Here is a 16,356-nt window from a genome sequence, read left to right as displayed (position 1 = left end):
AAAGGGAAACCTTGTTACCGAATATCTTTTGATATCGGATAAGTAGCTGGTATGTGTCCATCATACCAGCAGTGGCCCAATCTGGTGCTATATAACAATAAAACGAAAGGTGTCGTTTATGGGTGCTTCTGTAAGCAGCGGTCTCAACCAAGAACAAATAGCGCAATATCAGGAGAAGGGATATTTGTGCCCCCTGCAGGTATTTACTCAGGAAGAAGCTGCAGAATTACGCCAGGCTGTTGAAAAGTCTGAAGCAGCCAGTGGCGGACAACTCAGCAAAGCGGAGTTGAATAAAACCTACCTGATCTGTGAGTGGGCCGATCGGATTGTGAATCATCCGAAAATTCTGGATGCTGTGGAGTCCCTGATCGGGCCAGACATCATCTGCTATATGACCAATATGTTCACCAAGGAACCTGGTAGCGGCAAGTTTGTTTCCATGCATCAGGATGCAGCCTACTGGGGCGTGGATGCTGATGATGTTGTCACAGTCTGGGTAGCTTTAAGCCACAGTAATAAAGCGTCCGGTTGTATGAAAGTTATTCCAGGCACCCACACAAGGGATTACCAGCAGGAAAACACCTACGATAAAGATAACCTGCTGACTCGCGGCCAGACCATTTCCGAAAAACTGGACGAAGATCAGGCTATTTATATGGAGTTGGAACCAGGGCAGGTGTCTCTCCACCACTTCCGTATTGTTCATGGCTCTGAGCCCAATAACTCCGAAGATCGCCGGATGGGGCTGGCTGTACGTTACGTATCTGCTAAAGGCAAAAAGATTGGCTCGCCAGAATCAGCCATGCTGGTTCGCGGTAAAGATTACGGACACTTTCTGCCAGAAACCCGCTTTGGTGATCTCACTCCGGCGCAGCGGCTTTTGCAGCATAACAGCGCTCTGACCCGGCAGGTTAAAAATCTGTTTTCAGCATCAGAAGATACCAAGCTGGGTGAACGTATTCGCCTGATTATTATGAAAAATGTCTTCGCTTTATATGGAACGTTTCGTGCGCTAGGGATTCGTGCTGGATTGGTTCGGTAATCCGCAGGCTTGCAAAGCTTGACCTTCCAGTTAGGGTAAGGGTTACCTTGTGATCCATAACCCTGACTGGAGTTGTTGTCATGAGTGCTTTGGCAGACACATTTATAACCCTCTCTCTCCCGGGCATTTCCTGTGCCGGCTGTGTGGGCAAAATCGAGAAAGCCCTGAACGCCGTACCGGGAGTCACGTCCTGCTCGGTAAACCTTGCGGAAAAAACGTCCCGAGTATCTGGTACAGCTGAACCTGAAGCTGTTCTGGCAGCTATTCAGGGTATTGGCTTTGATGTTTCTCTGGTGGAAAGCGAAGCAGAAAACCGCCGTAAGCAGGAACTCAGAGATCAGCAGGAATTAACCCGCCGCAAAAAATATACGGCACTCGCCCTTGGTGTCAGTGTGCCGTTAATGGCTTGGGGAATGGCTGGTGGTGATATGACTGTCACTCCGGGTGTCAGTCAAATGTACTGGGGACTGGTAGGTTTAGTGACTCTGGCTGTGCTGGTGATCAGTGGCGGGCATTTCTTCCGTGGGCTTTGGTCTTCCCTGAAAAACCGCAGTGCCACTATGGATACCCTGGTTGCATTAGGTACTGGTGCAGCCTGGTTATTTTCCATGGCTGTTGTGTTGTTCCCTGAAGCTTTACCAGCCGCTGCTCGTCATGTTTATTTTGAAGCCTCGGCCATGATTATTGGTTTGATCAACTTTGGCCAAATGCTGGAACTGCGGGCCAAAGGCAAAACCGGCGACACCATTAAACGTTTACTCAATCTGCAGGCTCCCATGGCGCGTCTGGTAACGACCGAAGGAGAAAAGGATGTTCCTGTTGAGGCGGTAAAAGTTGGCGACAAGATCCGCATTCGTGCTGGTGACAGTGTTCCCGTTGATGCCATTGTGCTGGAAGGGGAAACCCTGATCGATGAATCTATGCTGACCGGTGAACCTGTGCAGGTTTCTAAAGTTGCCGGAGATTCCATCAGTGCCGGTACCTTAAACGGCAATGGTTCTGTGCTGGCGCAGGCAGAAAAGGTTGGCAGTGATACCGCTCTGGCCCGCATTATCGCACTGGTAAAACAGGCACAGAACTCCAAGATGCCTATTGCCCAACTGGCAGATAAAGTGGCTTCAGTTTTTGTTCCGGCAGTGATTGCTATAGCTCTTGTCGCTGCAGTTATCTGGTTGGCCGTTGGCCCGGCTCCGGCAATAACCCACTCTTTAGTCGTGCTGGTAACCGTTCTGATTATTGCCTGCCCCTGTGCTCTTGGTCTGGCAACGCCTATGTCGGTAATGGTTGGCGTGGGTAAAGCGGCAGAACTTGGCATGCTGGTACGCAAAGGTGAAGCCTTGCAGACTGCAAGTGGCTTGACCACTGTTGTGCTGGATAAAACCGGAACCATCACTCAGGGGCGACCAACAGTTACAGCTATTGAAGCCTGCCAAGGGTTTACTGAGGAGCAGGTACTTACTCTGGCTGCTGCGGTTGAGGCTGGTTCCAGCCACCCTCTGGGGGAATCTGTTGTTTCCGCTGCACAACAGAAAGATTACAGGCTTTCTGCCATGACTGATTTTGTATCGGAAACCGGCATGGGCATCTCCGGTTATATTGATGGGCAAAAGGTTCTGTTGGGTAATGAACGGCTGATGTCTGTTAATCAGATCGCTTTTGACCAAATGAAAGCAGAGGCGACAGAACTGGCAGCGAAAGGCCAGACCGTAATGTATCTTGCCGTTGCCAATCAGTTTGCAGGTTTGTTAGCTGTTGCTGACCCTATTCGTGAAGATTCCGCCGCTGCCATTGAACGCCTGCATAAGCTGGGCTTGAAAGTGGTAATGCTGACCGGTGATAACCCACAAACCGCGAAAGCTGTCGCCGAACAGACTGGCATTGATGTGTACCATGCTCAGGTATTGCCGGAAGACAAAGAGCGTTATGTGCGGGAGCTGCAGGACAAGGGCGAAGTTGTTGGTATGACTGGCGATGGCATCAACGATGCCCCAGCTCTGGCCCGAGCCAATGTTGGTCTGGCTATTGGTGCTGGTGCTGATGTGGCGATTGAAACAGCAGATATTACGCTGATGCGTTCTTCTCTCCACGGCTTAGCTGATGCTATTGAGCTTTCCAGAGCAACGCTGAAGAACATTCGCCAAAACCTGTTTGGTGCCTTCCTTTATAACTCACTGGGTATTCCTGTTGCAGCAGGGGTTCTCTACCCATTGACTGGCATGCTGTTAAACCCGGTTATTGCTGGCGCGGCTATGGCAATGTCTTCTGTTACCGTGGTGAGCAATGCCAACCGTCTGCGTCTGTTTAAACCTCAGGGAGGTGAGCGGTCATGAACATTTCCAAAGCCTCAGAAGCCACTGGTCTGACGCCAAAAACAATCCGGTATTATGAAAGTATCGGGTTGGTGTCGCCTGCCAGTCGCAAAGACAACGGCTACCGCGATTATGACAACCAGCATATCCGCGAACTGAAGTTTGTCAGTCATGCCCGTGAGCTGGGGTTTTCTCTGGAAGAGTGCGGAGAGTTGCTGGGGCTCTACCAGAAAAGTGATCGCAAAAGTGCTGATGTAAAAGCCGTGGCTTTGGCGCGTATTGCTGATATTGAACAGAAGATTATTCAGCTGCAAACCATGCGGGACAGTCTTAAGACTCTTGCATCCTGTTGTCATGGTGATGATCAGCCGGATTGTCCGATTTTGGATAACTTGGCTGGAGAATAACTCACCGAGATTCTGGAAGCCGAAATTGAACAATGGAGAAATAGTCTACGCTGTAGCGGGTTTCTCCAGAGTTTGATGCCATGGTTTCCAGAATTTTTAGCTTTAACCGCATTGTTTACCTGTTTGCTTCCCTCTTATTTATTTCCTTCAGTACGGCGTACGCTAAAGCTCCAGCTTTAGGCATTGGTGAACTTGCACCGGATTTTACTGCTCAGTCCAGCAAAGGTGAGTTCAATTTACACAAGGCAATTGAAGGCAAATACGCGCTGCTGTTTTCTCATCCCCATGATTTCACTCCGGTGTGCGCTACCGAACTTGCAGAAGTACAGAAACTGCTGAAAACGTTTGATGAGCTGAATTCGGTGGTTATTGGTTTAAGCCTTGATTCAGTTGCCCGCCATCAGGAGTGGGAAAAAGATATTGCCAAGATTGCCGGTAAAGACGACGGCGTGCTCGATTATTCCATTGTTGCCGATGAAGACCTGAAGGTTTCCAAGCTCTACGGCATGCTTTCCCAGGAAGCTGAGCCCGGAGTGCAGCGCACAGCTAAAGACAACAAAACAGCCCGCACGGTTTTCCTGATTGGCAAAGACAAGCGCATCAAAATGATGCTGACTTATCCGATGACCACAGGCCGTAACTTTGATGAAATTATCCGTGTTCTTCGCAGTATTCAGTTAACCGATAAAGCTGGCGTTGCTACACCTGTTAACTGGAAAGATGGTGAAGATGTTGTGGTTTCACCCGGTATATCTGATGAGGATGCAAAAGCCAAATATGGTGATGTGAAAACCATTGAGTTGCCATCGAAGGCTGGCGGGCACAAAAACTATTTGCGTACGGTGAAACAGCCACAGGGCTAAAAGAAAACGGGCAACCAGTTGGTTGCCCGTTTTTTTATTGGAAGGTTTACTCGGAGTACTCAATTCCAACAATCAGCCAGGGGCCGCCTTCACGCTCCTGCTCTAAATGCCAGATATCGGTAATCTTCTCTTCCACCCGCTCCACATTATCGCGGTAACGGCCGCTGAACTTCAGGCTGAGCTCCGTTTTACCCAGCATGTAATCGCCCCGTACCAGCTCTGCATCCACATACATCACTTCGGTATGCTGATCTCCGGTGAGAGAGGCACGCTCCTGCTGCAGGTGAACAAAAAGGTCTGGAGAAACGTATTCCCGAATTGTTTCCATATCACCGCTGTTCCAGGCGTCCTGAATCGTGCGGTAATGGTTACGGGAACGATTCAGGAAACCGTTCAGATCAAAGTTTGGTGGCAGGTTAAATGGCACATCGCTTTCAGATGGGCCGAAACCATTGCTCTGGGTTTGTGCCTGAGGTTGAGCATTAACGCTGCCAAAGTCCGCATCTTTGGATGCATCCCCAGACTGTCGGAAGCTGACATCGTCTGCCCAGCTGTTTTGACTCTGGCTATGAGTCTGGTGAGTATTGGCACCTGCGCCCTGCCAGGCCGTTTTGGGCGAGTGGTGCTCCCCGTTCATAGCAGACGCTTTTGCCCGATTCATGCCTTTGAACAGTTTGAATAGAACGAAGGCAAGGCCGGCAATAATCAGAATATCCATAAACTGGATACCTTCGAATGCGCCGCCACCCAGCAGTGAACCGATTAATCCACCAACCAGCAGGCCACCTAACAGTCCTCCCATCATGCCGCCGAATAGACCTTTCTTTTGTGTCTTGCCGGTGTTGTTCAGGCCACTCTGGGTTGTGCTTTTATTGGATGCCGTAGTGGGTGATTTAAAGGAGCTTGGTTGAGCCGGAGCTGTTTTAAAACTCTTGCCAAAGGACTTGCTGCCACCAAATTTCTTGGCGTAGGCATCGGTTGGTGCAAGAGTACAGGTAAAGGCCAGCATAACAGCCAGTACCGGTAGAAGTCGTTTCATCATAGGTTTACGTTGGAACTCCTCAAGATGCAGGTGAGTTGGCATCCTAAATTGATGGTGACATAAGTCAACTTTTTCAAGAGCCAGGTTTCAGGGAAATACTCTAAGAAAATGATCCTGTGGACGTAAAATCCTCTGCTAGACTCCTCCCGATCAGTTTTATTGCCATTTACGGGGGGGAGGTATGGCGAGTAAGAAAATCGCAGTGTTATTGGGGGCATTCCATAGAAAAGAAGGCGAAGAAATGCTGGAGGAGGTCGTTCATTATGCTTCCGCCAATAGTATGGATATTGTGCAGATCGTCTGGGTGCCAGGCTCGATGGAAAAGCCTTTAGCTCTGAAAAAGCTGATGATGCGCAATGATATTGAAGGTGTTGTGGTGTTGGGTATTATTGAGCGGGGCGAAACCAAACATGGTCTGGTCATGGCTCAATCTGTAACCAGTGCCATTATCAATCTGGAGCTGGAGTTTATGAAGCCAGTAGGAATGGGCATTCTTGGCCCTGAGATTCTGCCCAGCCAGATACCTTCCCGTGTTCGCCCTTATGCCACTGCAGCAGTTCGGGCGCTTGGGAAGGTTTTGGATACAGATTAACGCTTTGGTTTGCCGGGTTTTCTGGTAGCTCCAGAAGGTCTTCCGTGGTTTCGGGGGGAAGGCCTTTTTCCTGTTCGGTTCTGAGTTCTCTTAAAACTTGTACCGGGTTTTCTGGCTCCAGTGGATTCTGAACGTTTCAACAGTTCTTCCGGTGCGGGTAAGGCTTTCCATTCCCCAAGCTTCAGGTTGTCGACTGTCCACGGGCCAATAGCGTAACGAACCAGTCGCAGGGTAGGGAAACCAATGGCTGCGGTCATACGCCGTACCTGACGATTGCGACCTTCCGAGATTTTAATCTCCAGCCAGGTATCGGGAATACTGGGTCTTACTCGGATAGGGGGATTACGAGGCCAGATATCTGGCTCCTCGATTTTGCGAACCTTGGCCGGGCGGGTTGGGCCATCCTTTAGCGTTATTCCTTTGCGGAGTTTGTCCAGATCAGACTCTTCCGGTACTCCTTCCACCTGCACCCAGTAGGTTTTTTCCATTTTATGGCGAGGGTCTGAAATCCGGTTCTGTACGGTGCCATTGTTGGTGAGAAGAAGCAGGCCCTCACTGTCCCTATCCAGACGACCAGCCGCGTAGACTCCGGGGCGCTTAATATAATTTGCCAGCGTGTCCCGGCCTTCGCTGTCTGTGAACTGGCAAAGCACCATAAAAGGTTTGTTAAAAAGAATAATTTCAGGGGAGTCAGACATAAAAAAGCAGCAGAACCGGAAAACAGGCCGGAATTATACGTGTCGGTTTGCAAAAGGTATAACGGGTCGGTAGGGTTGCCGGGTTTTTATTCCTGCCTGCGATACTTCTGTTATGCCTGATATTTGCCCTGACACCGAAACGCTCCCTGAGTCAGACTCTGCTCCTGAGCCGGAGGTGCTCGATATTCTGTATCAGGATGACTGTCTGGTGGTGGTAAACAAGCCTTCAGGGTTACTGGTTCATCGCTCGATGATTGATCGCCACGAAACCCGTTTTGCCATGCAAATTGTGCGGGATCAGATTGGGCAACATGTATTCCCGGTTCACAGGCTGGATAAACCAACTTCTGGTGTTCTGGTATTTGCCCTGAGCCGTGAAATGGCTCGAAAGCTGGGTGAGCAGTTTCAAGAAGGAAAGGTAGAGAAAACCTATCTGGCCGTAGTTCGCGGAATTACACCGGAAGCTGGAGTCATTGATCATGCCTTGAAAGAAAAGCATGACAAGATGACTGACCGCAAAGCGAAAAAAGATAAACCTGCGCAGGAGGCGGTATCGGAGTATCGCCGTCTGGATACTATTGAGCTGCCGGTGCAGATTGATCGCTATCCTCAAAGTCGTTATTCACTGGTAGAAGTCAAACCCCGAACAGGTCGCAAGCACCAGATTCGACGACATATGAAGCATATCGCCCATCCAATTATTGGCGATGCGAAACATGGCAAGGGAAATCATAATCGTTACTTTGCGGAGCATCTTGATGCAGGACGATTATTACTGGCTTGTACTGAAATGAGCTTTTTTCACCCAGAGAGTGGAGATGAACTACAGATCAATGCTCCACTGGATACCGTGTTTACTGGTTTGATAAAACGATTTGGGTGGTCTTATCAATAAAATATCAGGCGATTAAGAGGTGACCATTAGCTGTATATTGCTTTTATCGTAGCTATGTCTCCAGAGCTTAATTTTCCGCTGCTGTTACCATATTTCATTATAGAGCCGCCATCAAAGTTGCCATGTTCTACATAACCAAACGTCTTCTGATTTGATCGGCAGTTTTTCCACTGCATATCTAATAGCCAGCTTTGAACTTGTGGGTTAGCCTCACGTTTGGCAGGCACAAAGTTGATGGTTTTATCCCCGGGACGCTCTTCTTCATGCGCAAGACCAAGAACATGGCCCAGTTCATGAATCAAGTTGTGATCTGTAATATTTTCATCAATTTCAAGCAAGGAAGAACAGTTACCTATTGGCTTACCCAGTCCCTTATCACCAGAAGTATAACTACCATTTTTTCCCTTTCCGGTGCACTTAACTTCAACAATGCTCAGCTTGAGACCAACAAATACAAAGAGAGGAAGATCAGTACCCTCATTCCATGCCTTTGCAGCCAGCTTTAAACGTGTAAAAAGCTTTTGTGGGAATTTTTCCGGTACTGTTAACTGAACTGGAAGTACCCACTTTCTTGGACTTTTTTTTGCTATTCCATATCCCATTTTAGAGTTCTCTTTTATTTTTGGTTTCTGATTAGTATTCGTTATTTTGGGGTTGAGGAGAAAGTATGCCAAGAACTAGGGATATAACCAATATCCAAGCCCTTAACGAAAACCCATAAAAATATCAGGCAAGCGGAATAGATCAAGCATTTGTGTTTCATTAAAAGCAAGGCTTTTATTATTTGTGCAAAGTTGGCTCAGTAAAATCCGGTTCCGTGGGTTAGACTATCACTGAACAAAACTGATATTTTCTTAACAAGACGTTGGAGTTCTTCCATTAGCTGCGATTCAATTATTTTGCTTATCATCGACCAGCTTATAAAGGATATGAAATCTGTATCTCCTGCTGTTTAATCAGTTCAATAAATTTCTTGATTTTGGGTATGTTGTACATATCCCTGTGCACTAGTAGCCAAACAAAAAACTCCCAGTGCTCACCCATTTCAACTTCAATCAAATCTTCATTCAGGTTGATTGATGATCTTGGTAAAGCACCAATACCTGTCCCTGATAAAAGCGCACAACTCAATATATGCATCGATGAGCTGGTAAAAATAATATTCTTTTCTGGAATATTGTCATACAGCCATTCGTTCCATGTTAAATGAGCAGAGCGCTCATCCAGTACAAGAAACTTGTGTTTATCCAGATTCTCTTTAGTGGGCTGGCCGTATTTCTGGATATAATTTTTATGGGCACACAATACGATTTCTGAGTTCAGCAAAGGCATTACCACATTGTCGAGTGTTTCCGGTTTTAGACCACCACGGATAGCAATATCAGCTTCACCATATTCAAGACTGAAGTTACGCAGGTCACCACATATCTTGATACTCATGCTGGGATAAAGAGCCTGATAGCGATTTATCGTCGGCATCAGGAAACTGACCATTTCATCAACTGTGGTAATGCTCAGGGTGCCTTCCAGTGGCTTGTCTCTGTTTTGCATGCGGCCAGCTAAAGTTGAGAACTGATAATCGGTTACTTCTCCAAGGCGCATGATTTCCAGACCAGCTTCTGTTGGCAAATAACCCTTGTCATTACGCTGAAACAGCACAACTCCCAGGCTTTCTTCCAGTGCATCAATATGTCGCATGACAGTGGAGCGGTGTACACCTATATCCTGTGCAGTTGCACTCAGGGTACCAAGTTTCGCGAGCTTGAAAGCCGTTCTTAGTTCTGTCCACTTATTCACACATCACCTCAATCCGACATGTGCATAAATGCACATATGTGTATCATTTTCGCTCATTCACCGCAAAAGTGATACGGCTTAGCATGAAACCTGTCGGATCGTTTTTTAGGGGAAGGTGAATAAATGTCATTTCAAACTCAGGTTTTGATTATTGGTGGTGGCTTTGCAGGAGTATCAACAGCACAGGCATTAGAGAAACAGGGAATACAAACCATATTGGTGGATAAGAAGGATTATTTTGAGGTGACATTTGCGACCCTCAGAAATCTGGCAGCCCCAGATATAACTGGTAATCAAGCCCGCAAATATTACAAAGACTTTCTTAAAGGGCGGTTTATTCAAACAAGCGTTGATAAGCTCGGACAGCATTATGCGCAACTCTCGGATGGTTCAGAAATTCACTTTGATTACGCTGTTATCGCATCTGGTACTCGCTACCCGAGTTTGCCCATTGCCAAGTCAATGGAAGCAATGAGCTTGCAGACACGAAATCAAGAGTTGGTTTCCGCCAATGAAGAACTTAAAAAAGCAAAGAAGGTCATGATTATTGGCGGTGGAGTGGTTGGTGTCGAACTGGCGGGAGAGATTGCTTACGCTCTGCCAGATGCCAAAGTTGTTCTGGCCCATAATCAGGACAAGCTTTTAAATGGCTTCAAAGGGAAAGCTCAACATACGGCCAGGAAGCAATTGGAAAGGTTGGACGTTGAAGTTGAATTTAATCGCCGCTATCAAAATAAAGGTGGCAAGTATATTGATCAGAATACCGGCTATGCCAGTGATGCTGATCTGGTGTATGAAGCGACAGGTGTACTCCCCAATAATGATTTTTTGAAGCCAGAGTTAGCTCATACTCTGAACGACAAAGGCTTTGTCACTGTTGATGGAAATCTTCAGGTGGAAGGTGAGAGTTCGTTGTATGCTCTGGGCGATATCGCTGATGTCGGTGAAGCCAAGCTGGGATATTTGGCCGTACAGCAGGGGGAATATCTGGCAAAGATGATTGATAAAAGGTTTAAGGGGAAGAAAGGAAAAGCTTATAAACGAAATCCCCTGATGGCCTTGATTCCAGTTGGGCAGAAACAAGGGGTCGTGCAACTGCCTTTTGCCGTAACAACGGCAGGGTTTCTTGTCGGGATAAAACAGAAAGATTTGTTCATCAATAAAATCTATAAGGGCTTTGGAACAACATCAGACATGGCTTCAAACCATGTATCTAATAAATTAAGGTTATGCTTGCGGCGTGCCTGATAGAGCAGGAAACTGTATCGGAAAATCGTCGTCTGGATACCGTTGAACTGCCGGTGCAGATAGACCACTATCCGCAAAGCTGATACTCACGATAGAAGTAAAACCCTGTACCGGCCGCAAGTGCCATATTCGACGACATATGAAGTATATAGCTCACCCAATTTTTGGGGGTGCGAAATATGGAAACGGCAATTTAAACTGTTATTTTGCAGAGCACCTTGATGCAGGCGTTTGTTGCTGGTCTGTTCAGAAATGAGGTTCTTTCATCCAGTGACAGGGGGAAACTGAAGATTAATACCCCTATTGACTCTGTGATGAAGAGACACTCAGTGTTTTATGGCATGCTTTATTAATTTTCTGACAACTTCGATCCTGTAAATCAAGACGGCACAGTGCCGGGTTTGCCATTTGATAGCCATTGCGATGGGTTTCCAGTGCCAGCAAATCTCCAAAGGGAACGGGATTACCAGCTTCTTTGCACACAATAATTCTGGCTATACGTTCAGCCATAACTATGACTGGCGATTTGTCGGTGCCTTGAGGGAATTCACAATAGCCAATATTTTTCCCTTTATTGATAAAGGCTCCAAACGGAGGCCCAAAAGTATTCTCACTCAGTTGTTTCAGGCGCGTCATAACCATGGTTAAACGACTTTGAATCTGTTCTCTACTTCCATAAAATCTCAAGACTACTGGCTCAGGGGATGATCCAAACGCAGCTGTCGAAGCAAATGTAATGGTTTCTGGTGAACACATTTGTTTCTGAACAATGTCCTGCAGTGCCGTTAGAAACCGATCCAGGCCTTCGGCAGATGGTCTCAAAATCAAAGCAATAGAATAGCCTTCTGGCTTGTTCGCTGAATGAACATGAATCGTATGAGGCGCAAATATCAGTGAAGCCTCATCAACTTGTTCTTGCTCTGGAAATGTTGCATTTACAAAATCGCTGAGCTTTTGAGCAACTTCTATGTAGGAATGTTCTAATGCCTCCATGCTAATAGCTTGTGCGATATCCGGAGAACGGTGCTCAATATCTCCTATTGAGAAGACGCCTTTTTCAAAACAACCCTGCCCCCAGGATAAAAGAGCTTTCCACTGACTTGTGGGCGATTGTAATCGAGTGACATCTTGAGGGTTGTAACCCAGTAGTTCTGCAGCCTGCTTTAATCGGGCTCCTTCGCTGTTCGGAACATATCTGTCGGGATTACTGCAGGCAAGAGCTACCACACGGGCCCGGGATGCAGTTTGGCAGCCAATATCTTCAGGAATAACCTGACAATATCCGACCCCTTTAGCCAGTGGAGAGTTGCCTGTACGAACCCAGTCCAGTCTGCTTTCTTCCGGCAGATATTGCGCAATAACTGGTAGTAATATTTCAGGCGAATCCAGTGAGGAAAGATAGATGACAACCTGGGCTGATACTGTTTTAAACGCTCCAGGGTCAACAATCTTGCTTTGATTAATCAGGTTAGCCAGCTCGCTGTTTGTTACCAGAGCTGTGAGTAGATCGGCAGCATTCTGCCATTGCTCTGCAGGAAAGTGGATGTTGATAAGAGCGCGGCTTTTATTGCCAGACTGCAGAATGTTTTCAGGCAGCAGGTAGAAGTAACCGTGATGGTCAGCCAGCTTCCACTTGCACTGGTTCAGTGAATGGGAATCATGGTCATTGTCGTGAAGGATTCTTAATTTTTGCCCGTGCTTTTCCTGCAACTGCTTCAGATGTCTGATACAACGATGGCGATCTGGAGAAGAACTTTTTCTAATGGACTCTGGTGGGGCAGTGATGAGTTGGTGGTATATCTGATCGAAAGACAAGCGTTCTATAGACTTAAAGGAGAGCTTCGCCCGGCTTTGGCAGTACCTGTCCGTCTTAGCAACAGCACCAAGCATGGAATGGTTTTCATCGGAAATCTTGCATGCAGCCGCTTTCTCACCCTTAGGCACTGGCGGGTTTTCTTGAGAAGTAGGTACTTCTCTTAGTTCACAGGAACTCCCTGAATATCCTGAAACAGCCATAAATCACCTTGCTGCACTGCTAATCCCAAAGCACAACAGAAACTTCTTTTGAGTGCATTAACAGAGGAGTTAACAAGGCTGACAACTTTGTTTATTTCAAATGAGTGCCGTTTTCAAACAAGAAGCAGGCTGGCATTCATTCATCTTAACTTGTAATACCTGTGTAATATTGATTTTGATAATCTCATAGTAAAGTGTCTAAGTATGGGCAATTCTCGTCTGCGTATAGCAAGTGTATTGGGCTTGCACCTTCGGTTCAGAGAGAGCGTTGAGGCTCGCAATTTATCGTTATGTGTAATTCATGGAGGAAAAATCAATGTCATATCTAAAAGCAGCTGGAGTGCTGACACTATTATTAGCATTGATGCATGTAGCGATTATTGTTGGTGGAGCTGACTGGTATCGTTTCTTTGGTGCGGGAGAAGAGCTGGCTTTAATGCAGGAACAGGGTTCAAGTTATCCGGCCATGATTACCGCGTGCATTGCCGCTATTTTGGGAGCTTGGTCGCTGTTTGCCTTTTCAGGAGCCGGTGTCATTAGAACACTACCTTTCACCAAGTCTGTTTTAGCCATGATTTCACTGATTTTTTTAGCCCGAGGTTTGTTAGCTATTCCGGCAGTGCTTCTAATAGATGACCCAAATTTATCAGAATTGGCATTAAGGATGGACTTTATGGTTATCACATCAGCTATCTGTGTTGTTCTTGGTTCTTTGTATGGTTGTGGTGTCTATCAGGTTATTAAGCGTCAGAAGGTGACTAAATAAGGGGTACGGCTAAACACTGTCTGGGATGCCTTTTACTGGCCTGCCCATTTGGCGCAAAATGGGAAAGATGAGCAATTTCGAAATAGTTCTCTGCCCTGGTGGTTCAGCACTCCATTCTGAACTTGAGTCACTCCTTCAGTCTGGGTGGTCTGACTTTACGTTCACAGAATATTTTCCTGATCTCCCCACTCCCTTTGCTGTTATATCCGACGGAATCGTTGTTGGGGGATTGGCTTATTCCATGTACAAACAACCAAACAGCTCGAATCAGGTTGTATGGGTAAATGCCGTGTTTGTATTACAGGAATTTCGAGGACAAGGCATCGCCAGCGAATTGATAAGGCGGGCCAAAGAGTCGGTTCCAAGTAGTCAGCAGGAAATGCTATATGCCTATACCAATGTACCGACCCTGTATGAGTCTTTAGGGTGGATTAAGATTCCAGCAGAGGTTGAGAAGAACCATAAAGTCATGGCTGTAGTTCTATAAGCACGTCTGGGTGCAATAACTGGTGTTATGTGTATAGCACTAAGATACATGGACGTCTTCAGTCTTGTATGACCTACTCATGAGTGAATTAATCAATCAATCAATAATATGAATAAATTTGCAGTATTTTCAGATATCCACAGCAATGTATGGGCTTTGGAAGCGGTGTTGTCAGATGCACAGCAGAAGGATGTAGACGGTCTTATAAACCTTGGAGATATTTTGTATGGCCCTTTGGCTCCCAGAGAAACGTACGATCTCCTCCAGACAGAAGAGATAATTACGATTAAAGGAAATCAGGATCGCCAGATTTATGAGGCAACGGATGCTGAGATATCTGCAAATCCAACAATGCAATTCATTCTATCAGAGCTGGGCGCAGAGCCTCTGACATGGATGAAAGAGTTACCAGCAGTTAAATCCTTGGGTGGCGACCTGCTTCTATGTCACGGAACACCTGATAATGACTTGGTTTATATGCTTGAAGATGTTTCTGATGGCTATGCAAAAGTGAGATCGGAAATAGAAATTGCAAGCTTGACTGAGAATGTTAAAGAGACAGTTATTTTATGTGGGCATACTCATATCCCGCGTACAGTGCAGCTCAGCAATGGGAAGCTTGTTATTAACCCTGGCAGTGTTGGTTTACCTGCTTACTTTGACGACGAGCCCGTTCCTCACAAAATTGAAAATTACTCCAACTTCGCTTCATACTGCACAATCGAGCAAATAGCATCAGGCTGGCAGGTTGAGCATATAAAAGTTCCATACCGGTATGAGTATGCTGTTCAAGCGGCAAAGCAGAGAAATCGTTTGGATTGGGCTCAGGCCTTAAAAAGCGGAAGAGTCATGATGTAAAAAATACGTCGTGTACAGCGGCAAGCTACTTGAGATAATTTCGGTTCACACGAATATGTTATATGACTAAGTTAAATCACATTTGTAGAAAAATCTTATGAACGAAAACGCTCAGGTTTACTATCTGGAAGTTGTAACTCCGAATGTTGAGCTGGTGTGCGCATCATATTCACAGTCGCTACAGGTATCCTTTAGCGATGCAATTGCAGAGTTAGGTGGTGCTCTAACGGCTGCTCTTCCTGATGGAGGAATGCTCGGTGTTCGAGCTCCAATGCATGATGCAGAAGAACCGACAACACGCCCGTACTATCTTGTGGCGGATATAGAAAAATCTGTGAGAGAGGCGGAAAAGACAGGAGCAGAAATCGCGGTTCCTCCCATGGAAGTCCTTGGGCGTGGTCAGTGCGCAATTATCATGTTTGGCCCCATCCAAAGCGGGTTTTGGCAGGTTTAAATCACACTGCCACATATCAAAGCCTTTAAGCAGAGTTGTATAAGATTCAAATGTTAGAGCAAATTCACCAACGTAATATCGATTTATTGAATCAGGCCGGTGTTGCCTATCAAAGCTGGGAACACGAGCCGATTCTTGATTATGAAGCCGACAGCCTGGTAGCAAAAGAACTGGGCTGGACAGCAGAGCCAACCAAAAGCCTGTTTATGAAACTGAAAGATGGTCGTTACTGCATCTTTCTGACTCATCGTGATACTCGCCTGGACAGCAAGGCTATTCGCAATCTCACTGGGTCTCGCCCTTCTATCTGCTCCAATGAACAGATGCAGGAACGTATTGGTTGTGAGCCGGGTGCTGTTTGCCCTTTTGGGTTAGACGACGAAATTGTTCTGGTTGCCGATAAAACCCTGTGTGACCACGATGATATTCTGTGGACCCCGGGTCTGCCGGAAGTAACTTTTGCCATCGCTGGCGCAGATCTTCCCAAAGTTTTGGAAAAGATGGCAAACCCGGTTTTCTGGTTGTAATCAGGCTTTATCTTTTTGCCGCTTTTCGAAGGCTGCCATCTGTTCTGGTGTGGCAGGTAGCTGATACTTTTCCTTCCATTCGCTGTAGGGCATGCCATAAATTCTTTCTCTGGCTTGCCCGTCAGTCACTTCAATGCCGGCTTCGTCAGCAGCAGCTTTGTACCACTTTCCAAGACAGTTACGGCAAAAATCCGCCAGAATCATCAGGTCGATATTCTGTACATCTTTATTGTTATCAAGGTGCTCAAGCAGTCTGCGGAAAACGGCTGCATCCAGTTTGTCTTGGGTGGCTTGATCAAGGTCTGTCTGGGAGAAAGGGCTGGTCATTGTTGTTATATCCTGTACGACGCTGTTT

At 46.6% G+C, this 16,356-nt stretch carries 18 protein-coding genes; 12 read left to right on the top strand and 6 right to left on the bottom strand.

Going from position 1 to position 16,356, the window contains the following annotated elements:
- Positions 1–118 precede the first annotated feature (118 nt).
- The 4 genes from ACY2RR_RS15120 to ACY2RR_RS15105 all read left to right on the top strand — a co-directional run bounded on the left by ACY2RR_RS15120 (position 119) and on the right by ACY2RR_RS15105 (position 4,621).
- Positions 119–1,042, top strand: coding sequence for a phytanoyl-CoA dioxygenase family protein (locus ACY2RR_RS15120; protein ID WP_490108994.1), 924 nt, complete (start codon positions 119–121; stop codon positions 1,040–1,042).
- An 80-nt stretch (positions 1,043–1,122) separates the two neighbouring features.
- Entirely contained in the window at positions 1,123–3,372 is a 2,250-nt protein-coding gene (locus ACY2RR_RS15115) for a heavy metal translocating P-type ATPase (protein ID WP_490108993.1), read from the top strand.
- Positions 3,369–3,758, top strand: a complete 390-nt coding sequence (cueR, locus tag ACY2RR_RS15110) for a Cu(I)-responsive transcriptional regulator (protein ID WP_490108992.1) — start codon at positions 3,369–3,371, stop codon at positions 3,756–3,758. Before ACY2RR_RS15115 ends, cueR begins: the two co-directional genes overlap by 4 nt.
- 80 nt (positions 3,759–3,838) lie before the next feature.
- A complete protein-coding gene (locus ACY2RR_RS15105; protein WP_490108991.1) occupies positions 3,839–4,621 on the top strand; it encodes a redoxin domain-containing protein in 783 nt (260 codons plus the stop codon).
- A 46-nt stretch (positions 4,622–4,667) separates the two neighbouring features.
- Here ACY2RR_RS15105 and ACY2RR_RS15100 read toward each other — a convergent pair whose 3' ends face one another.
- Positions 4,668–5,705 carry a Tim44 domain-containing protein gene (locus tag ACY2RR_RS15100; protein ID WP_490108990.1) on the bottom strand — a complete coding sequence of 346 codons (1,038 nt, stop codon included), beginning with the start codon at positions 5,703–5,705 and terminating at the stop codon, positions 4,668–4,670.
- A gap of 139 nt (positions 5,706–5,844) precedes the next feature.
- On the opposite strand from ACY2RR_RS15100, the gene ACY2RR_RS15095 reads away from it, so the two are divergent.
- On the top strand, positions 5,845–6,255 hold the full coding sequence (locus tag ACY2RR_RS15095) for a 6,7-dimethyl-8-ribityllumazine synthase (RefSeq protein ID WP_490108989.1): 411 nt from the start codon (positions 5,845–5,847) through the stop codon (positions 6,253–6,255).
- Here ACY2RR_RS15095 and ACY2RR_RS15090 read toward each other — a convergent pair.
- Positions 6,252–6,953, bottom strand: a complete 702-nt coding sequence (locus ACY2RR_RS15090) for a pseudouridine synthase (protein WP_490108988.1) — start codon at positions 6,951–6,953, stop codon at positions 6,252–6,254. The genes ACY2RR_RS15095 and ACY2RR_RS15090 overlap by 4 nt on opposite strands.
- A gap of 112 nt (positions 6,954–7,065) precedes the next feature.
- Between ACY2RR_RS15090 and truC the strand changes: the two genes are divergently transcribed.
- A complete protein-coding gene (gene truC / locus ACY2RR_RS15085; RefSeq protein WP_490108987.1) occupies positions 7,066–7,848 on the top strand; it encodes a tRNA pseudouridine(65) synthase TruC in 783 nt (260 codons plus the stop codon).
- Between the two features lie 26 nt (positions 7,849–7,874).
- Here truC and ACY2RR_RS15080 read toward each other — a convergent pair whose 3' ends face one another.
- Both ACY2RR_RS15080 and ACY2RR_RS15075 read right to left on the bottom strand, forming a co-directional pair.
- The gene (locus ACY2RR_RS15080; protein ID WP_490108986.1) at positions 7,875–8,450 is read right to left on the bottom strand and encodes a M12 family metallopeptidase; all 576 of its coding nucleotides are present in this window, start codon (positions 8,448–8,450) and stop codon (positions 7,875–7,877) included.
- Positions 8,451–8,766: 316 nt separating this feature from the next.
- Positions 8,767–9,645 (bottom strand): LysR family transcriptional regulator, encoded by an 879-nt coding sequence (locus tag ACY2RR_RS15075; RefSeq protein WP_490108985.1) that lies wholly within the window; start codon positions 9,643–9,645, stop codon positions 8,767–8,769.
- Positions 9,646–9,768: 123 nt separating this feature from the next.
- Here ACY2RR_RS15075 and ACY2RR_RS15070 point away from each other — a divergent pair, with 123 nt between their 5' ends.
- The gene (locus tag ACY2RR_RS15070) at positions 9,769–10,893 is read left to right on the top strand and encodes an NAD(P)/FAD-dependent oxidoreductase (protein ID WP_490108984.1); all 1,125 of its coding nucleotides are present in this window, start codon (positions 9,769–9,771) and stop codon (positions 10,891–10,893) included.
- A 300-nt stretch (positions 10,894–11,193) separates the two neighbouring features.
- Here ACY2RR_RS15070 and ACY2RR_RS15065 read toward each other — a convergent pair whose 3' ends face one another.
- On the bottom strand, positions 11,194–12,909 hold the full coding sequence (locus tag ACY2RR_RS15065; RefSeq protein WP_490108983.1) for a hypothetical protein: 1,716 nt from the start codon (positions 12,907–12,909) through the stop codon (positions 11,194–11,196).
- Between the two features lie 316 nt (positions 12,910–13,225).
- Between ACY2RR_RS15065 and ACY2RR_RS15060 the strand changes: the two genes are divergently transcribed.
- From ACY2RR_RS15060 to ACY2RR_RS15040, 5 genes are all read left to right on the top strand, one after another.
- Positions 13,226–13,675 carry a hypothetical protein gene (locus tag ACY2RR_RS15060; protein WP_490108982.1) on the top strand — a complete coding sequence of 150 codons (450 nt, stop codon included), beginning with the start codon at positions 13,226–13,228 and terminating at the stop codon, positions 13,673–13,675.
- Between the two features lie 67 nt (positions 13,676–13,742).
- Complete coding sequence (locus tag ACY2RR_RS15055; protein ID WP_490108981.1) at positions 13,743–14,162, top strand: GNAT family N-acetyltransferase; 420 nt, start codon at positions 13,743–13,745, stop codon at positions 14,160–14,162.
- A gap of 108 nt (positions 14,163–14,270) precedes the next feature.
- Positions 14,271–15,020, top strand: a complete 750-nt coding sequence (locus ACY2RR_RS15050) for a metallophosphoesterase family protein (protein WP_490108980.1) — start codon at positions 14,271–14,273, stop codon at positions 15,018–15,020.
- Positions 15,021–15,117: 97 nt separating this feature from the next.
- Positions 15,118–15,474, top strand: coding sequence for a VOC family protein (locus tag ACY2RR_RS15045; RefSeq protein WP_490108979.1), 357 nt, complete (start codon positions 15,118–15,120; stop codon positions 15,472–15,474).
- 50 nt (positions 15,475–15,524) lie between these two features.
- Positions 15,525–16,001 carry a YbaK/EbsC family protein gene (locus ACY2RR_RS15040; RefSeq protein WP_490108978.1) on the top strand — a complete coding sequence of 159 codons (477 nt, stop codon included), beginning with the start codon at positions 15,525–15,527 and terminating at the stop codon, positions 15,999–16,001.
- On the opposite strand, the gene ACY2RR_RS15035 is transcribed toward ACY2RR_RS15040, so the two are convergent.
- Complete coding sequence (locus ACY2RR_RS15035) at positions 16,002–16,328, bottom strand: DUF1244 domain-containing protein (protein ID WP_490108977.1); 327 nt, start codon at positions 16,326–16,328, stop codon at positions 16,002–16,004. It abuts the gene before it with no gap.
- Between the last annotated feature and the right edge of the window lie 28 nt (positions 16,329–16,356).

The sequence above is a fragment of the Parendozoicomonas sp. 2304DJ65-17 genome (assembly GCF_058148445.1).
Note: the sequence above shows the minus strand (reverse complement) of the source record. Positions and strands in the feature narration are given on the sequence as shown.

Bases quoted from the DNA above. Each gene is read 5' to 3' on its own strand.
- ACY2RR_RS15060 (WP_490108982.1), top strand. From the start codon at position 13,226: ATGTCATATCTAAAAGCAGCTGGAGTGCTGACACTATTATTAGCATTG.
- ACY2RR_RS15040 (WP_490108978.1), top strand. From the start codon at position 15,525: ATGTTAGAGCAAATTCACCAACGTAATATCGATTTATTGAATCAGGCC.
- ACY2RR_RS15105 (WP_490108991.1), top strand. From the start codon at position 3,839: ATGGTTTCCAGAATTTTTAGCTTTAACCGCATTGTTTACCTGTTTGCT.
- ACY2RR_RS15035 (WP_490108977.1), bottom strand. From the start codon at position 16,328: ATGACCAGCCCTTTCTCCCAGACAGACCTTGATCAAGCCACCCAAGAC.
- ACY2RR_RS15100 (WP_490108990.1), bottom strand. From the start codon at position 5,705: ATGCCAACTCACCTGCATCTTGAGGAGTTCCAACGTAAACCTATGATG.
- ACY2RR_RS15090 (WP_490108988.1), bottom strand. From the start codon at position 6,953: ATGTCTGACTCCCCTGAAATTATTCTTTTTAACAAACCTTTTATGGTG.
- ACY2RR_RS15095 (WP_490108989.1), top strand. From the start codon at position 5,845: ATGGCGAGTAAGAAAATCGCAGTGTTATTGGGGGCATTCCATAGAAAA.
- ACY2RR_RS15120 (WP_490108994.1), top strand. From the start codon at position 119: ATGGGTGCTTCTGTAAGCAGCGGTCTCAACCAAGAACAAATAGCGCAA.
- ACY2RR_RS15080 (WP_490108986.1), bottom strand. From the start codon at position 8,450: ATGGGATATGGAATAGCAAAAAAAAGTCCAAGAAAGTGGGTACTTCCA.
- cueR (WP_490108992.1), top strand. From the start codon at position 3,369: ATGAACATTTCCAAAGCCTCAGAAGCCACTGGTCTGACGCCAAAAACA.
- ACY2RR_RS15070 (WP_490108984.1), top strand. From the start codon at position 9,769: ATGTCATTTCAAACTCAGGTTTTGATTATTGGTGGTGGCTTTGCAGGA.
- truC (WP_490108987.1), top strand. From the start codon at position 7,066: ATGCCTGATATTTGCCCTGACACCGAAACGCTCCCTGAGTCAGACTCT.
- ACY2RR_RS15065 (WP_490108983.1), bottom strand. From the start codon at position 12,909: ATGGCTGTTTCAGGATATTCAGGGAGTTCCTGTGAACTAAGAGAAGTA.
- ACY2RR_RS15115 (WP_490108993.1), top strand. From the start codon at position 1,123: ATGAGTGCTTTGGCAGACACATTTATAACCCTCTCTCTCCCGGGCATT.
- ACY2RR_RS15045 (WP_490108979.1), top strand. From the start codon at position 15,118: ATGAACGAAAACGCTCAGGTTTACTATCTGGAAGTTGTAACTCCGAAT.
- ACY2RR_RS15055 (WP_490108981.1), top strand. From the start codon at position 13,743: ATGAGCAATTTCGAAATAGTTCTCTGCCCTGGTGGTTCAGCACTCCAT.
- ACY2RR_RS15050 (WP_490108980.1), top strand. From the start codon at position 14,271: ATGAATAAATTTGCAGTATTTTCAGATATCCACAGCAATGTATGGGCT.